Annotated in this window: 5 protein-coding genes; all 5 read right to left on the reverse strand. The window is 67.3% G+C overall.

From position 1 onward, the window contains the following. Window positions 1–351, reverse strand: a 351-nt coding sequence (locus VJ811_RS08990) for a S41 family peptidase (protein ID WP_414711927.1), incomplete at its 3' end; no start/stop codon positions are given. A gap of 134 nt (window positions 352–485) precedes the next feature. Then, entirely contained in the window at window positions 486–1,679 is a 1,194-nt protein-coding gene (locus VJ811_RS08995) for a murein hydrolase activator EnvC family protein (protein WP_324071933.1), read from the reverse strand. A 17-nt stretch (window positions 1,680–1,696) separates the two neighbouring features. Beyond that, complete coding sequence (locus VJ811_RS09000) at window positions 1,697–2,125, reverse strand: 23S rRNA (pseudouridine(1915)-N(3))-methyltransferase RlmH (protein WP_324071934.1); 429 nt, start codon at window positions 2,123–2,125, stop codon at window positions 1,697–1,699. Between the two features lie 32 nt (window positions 2,126–2,157). Further along, a complete protein-coding gene (rsfS, locus tag VJ811_RS09005; protein WP_324071935.1) occupies window positions 2,158–2,568 on the reverse strand; it encodes a ribosome silencing factor in 411 nt (136 codons plus the stop codon). Continuing rightward, window positions 2,565–3,065 (reverse strand): nicotinic acid mononucleotide adenylyltransferase (locus tag VJ811_RS09010; protein WP_324071936.1); only part of this gene is annotated, 501 nt, incomplete at its 5' end. The genes rsfS and VJ811_RS09010, both read right to left, overlap by 4 nt.

Genomic DNA, 3,065 nt, shown 5'->3' on the forward strand with positions numbered 1-3,065 from the left:
CGACAGGCCGAGTCCGCCATATTCGCCGTCGGTCTGGGTTCTGAGGTTCGAAAAGCCGCGCGCGTCGAGATAGCCCGAATGCGGGTCGAGGCTGGCGAGCATGCCGTTGATCGCGCCTTCGATCAGCTTCGAATCGTCGACCGGTTCGACATAGTTGGATTTGACCTCGAGATAGACGTCCATGAAGCGCGAGATTTCTTCCTGCGTCTTCGAATCGACGGTCGCCATCGCGCCGGTCGCGAGCGGAACGAGCGCCAGCGTCGAGAGCGCGGCGGCGCCCTGCCACAAGGCGAAGCGGCGCCGTGGGGACGAAGAGGTTCCGGACACGGCGGTCTTGGTCGATTCGGTCATGGGCGTCTTTCAGTCACGCGAGAGCAATCCGGCCTTATAATCCCCGGCACGCCATCCTCCTACGCAAATCTACGGGCGTCAAGCGGTGCATCCCTATACGGAGCAGCAGCCGAATGGGCGATTAACGGTGCCGCTCAGCCGATCATCGCGACAATGTCGACGGGACGGCCGGCGCGGCGGAGCTCGACGGTGATGCGGCTGTCGTCCGACCCCGCGCGGCCGATCGGCGCCCCGGCGTCCACCGTATCGCCGACGCCAACGGAGAGCGCGATCATGCCGGTGAGCAACGACACCCAGCCGCCGCCATGGTCGATGATTGCGATCTTGCCATAGCCGCGATAATCGCCGGCAAAGCCGACGCGGCCAGGGGCCGGGGCGACGACCTGGCCGCCCGGGCGCGCCGCGATCGTCACGCCGCGCGATCGGACGCCGCTTTCGTTGACTTCGCCAAGCCCCGCGACGATGCGCCCGACGACGGGCAGGCGATAGGCGCCCTCCGCCAATTCGGCTTCGGCGGCGGTCGGCGGCGCGGCACTGGCGACGTTGCCCGCAGGATTGCGCGGGCGCGGCAAAGGTCCTGCAAGCTGCGCGAGTTCGGCGCGCACCGCGCCATCGGCTTCGAGCGAGTCCATCAGATCGACGATGTCGCGCGCCTTTTCGCCAAGCCCGAGCGCGCGGTCGGCCTCAAGCTGCGCGCTGCTCATCAGCTCGCGCGAGCGGAGGCGGCCTTCATTTTCGAGCCGTGTGAGCGCATCGCGGCGCTGCGCGAGCTGCGTCTTGCTCGCCGAAAGCGCCTTCAGTGCCACCGCCTGCTGCTGCCGCACCATCTGCAGCGCCCCGAGTTCGCGCCGCGCACCGGCGGTGCGGCGCTCGATCACCGGCATCGCGGCGTCGATCACCGCGCGCGCATGCACCATGTCGGTCAGCGATCCCGGCTGCGCGAGCACACTGACGGGGGGCTGGCGGCTCAATTGCTGAAGCGAGGCTGCGAGTTCGAGCAAGGGTTGTTGTTGCTGCGCCAGCCGCGCGCGCTGACCCGCGAGACGGCGGCTGACGAGCGCGACGCGCGCTTCGCCGGCGCTGATGTCAGCCTCGGCCGACTGGATGCGCGCGGCGAGGGCGGCGCTGCGTTTCTTCAGCCGGTCGGCCTCGCTGTTCGCCGCCACAGCCTGTTTTTCGAGCAACGCGCTGCGCGCCATCGCCGCCGCCGATTGTTGCTTGGCATCGATCAGCTGGTTGCGCTCGCGCGCGGCGATCGCCTGCGGATCGAAGATGTCGCTCTGCGCCAGCGCGAGGGCCGCGCCGCCGAAAACGGCAGTGATCGCCACGGCGGCGAGCGCGCGCCTCACTGACGGCCTTCGCGGTGATAGGGGTGGCCGGCGACGATGCTGGTCGCGCGCCACAATTGTTCGGCGAGCATCGCGCGCGCCATCAAATGCGGCCATGTCGCGCGGCCAAAGGCGATGACCTTATCGGCGCCCTCGCGCTCCTCGGGGGTGAAACCGTCGGCGGCGCCGAGGCAAAAGCGCGCCTCGCGCACCCCGCCGTCGCGCCATTTTTCGAGCAATTTGGCAAATTCGAGCGACGACATCTGGTCGCCGCCCTCGTCGAGCAATATGGTCCGGCTGTTGTCGGCGGCGGCGGGCATGCGGCCGCCCGTATCCGGAAGCTCGGAAATCTTCTGCGCCCAGGTCACGCGCTTCATATAACGCTCGACCAGCTCGGCCTCGGGCCCGCGCCCGATGCGCCCGCGCGCGATGATGTGCAGCAACATATCCGCCGCCTAACCTTCAGGCGGCGGTCACGTCAATTCGCTGCGGCGACCGGCGGCGCGTCGCCGAACGACCACATGCGCTCGAGGTTATAGAAGCTGCGAACCTCGGGACGGAACAGATGGACGATCACGTCGCCCGCATCGAGCAGCACCCAATCGGCATTGGGCAGCCCTTCGACACGAACCTGGCGGCCGGCTTCCTGCTTGATCCGCTGGGCCAGTTTCTCGGCGATGGCCGAGACATGACGCGTCGACCGGCCGCTCGCGATCACCATATGATCGGCGATGCTGCTTTTACCGGCAAGCGGGATGGAGATGGTTTCCTGGGCCTGGTCCTCATCCAGCTGGTGGAGGATCAGAGCGTGGAGCGCGTCCACGTTATCGCCAGAAGGCTTTGGGGCGGATGCGGCGCCATTGGCGGCATCCTGGGTTGCGGAGATCAAATGCGTCCTTTCCTAGTCGGGTCCACAAGCCGCAAACGCGTCAGCGGGTCGCGCAAGGCGCGGCCTTCATAACGTTCGAACCAGCGGGGGTTGGCCTGCCGTATCGCAGTTGCGGATCGCACATCGGGCGAAAATCGCAGGAACACGAGGGCGGGCGGTCTCCAGTCCGTCCAATGCAATTTCTGGTCCACGGGCCGGACGAAGCGCCGAAGCCAACCCATCGCACGTCTTGCATGGGCGCGATCATTATAGCCCGGACGCGCGATAACCGCAATCGGCATGAGTCGGGCGATCCCCCGCCAGTCGCGCCATTGGGGCAACTGGACCAGATTGTCGGCCCCCATGATCCAGATGAACTGCCGATTCGGGTAGCGGCGAACGAGCTTTTTGAGCGTATCGATCGTGTAGCGCGTGCCGAGTTCGGCCTCGATCGCGGTGGCGCGAATCGGCGACCGCCGCGCCATGTGCTGCGCCGAGCCGAGCCGCGCGGGGAGCGA

This window comes from Sphingopyxis sp., from assembly GCF_035250425.1.
Lineage (GTDB): Bacteria > Pseudomonadota > Alphaproteobacteria > Sphingomonadales > Sphingomonadaceae > Sphingopyxis.